The 319-nt window shown below is 84.3% G+C and carries 1 pseudogene; it reads right to left on the bottom strand.

Annotation, left to right across the window (positions count from 1 at the left end):
• Window positions 1–319, bottom strand: a pseudogene (locus PUR61_RS08325) (hypothetical protein); the annotation flags it as partial.

Raw genomic sequence — 319 nt, forward strand, 5'->3', positions numbered from 1 at the left:
CCCCCCCCCCCCCCCCGGCCAGCCCCTGCTCGCGCACCTCGGGCTCGCTCCCGGCAGAGGGCTCCGGAGCGCCCTCTGCCCCGCCCCGCGCGAGCTGCCCGGACGCGCCGGCCGCGCCGCGACGGGACAGCTGGGCGGCCTGCCGGGCGGTGTCGTGGGGGGTGCGGGGGGTGGGGGCCCGGGCGCGCTGGTCGGCGGCGTCCGGGGCGGCGGCCTGCCGGGGTGGCGCCTGCCGGGGGGGCGCGTGGTGGGGTGGCGCTGGCTGGTGGGGGGCGTGCAGGCGTGCGGCGTGGGCGCCGGTGGCCTGCTGGTAGAGTAC

The sequence above is a fragment of the Streptomyces sp. BE20 genome (genome assembly GCF_036322525.1).
Lineage (GTDB): Bacteria > Actinomycetota > Actinomycetes > Streptomycetales > Streptomycetaceae > Kitasatospora.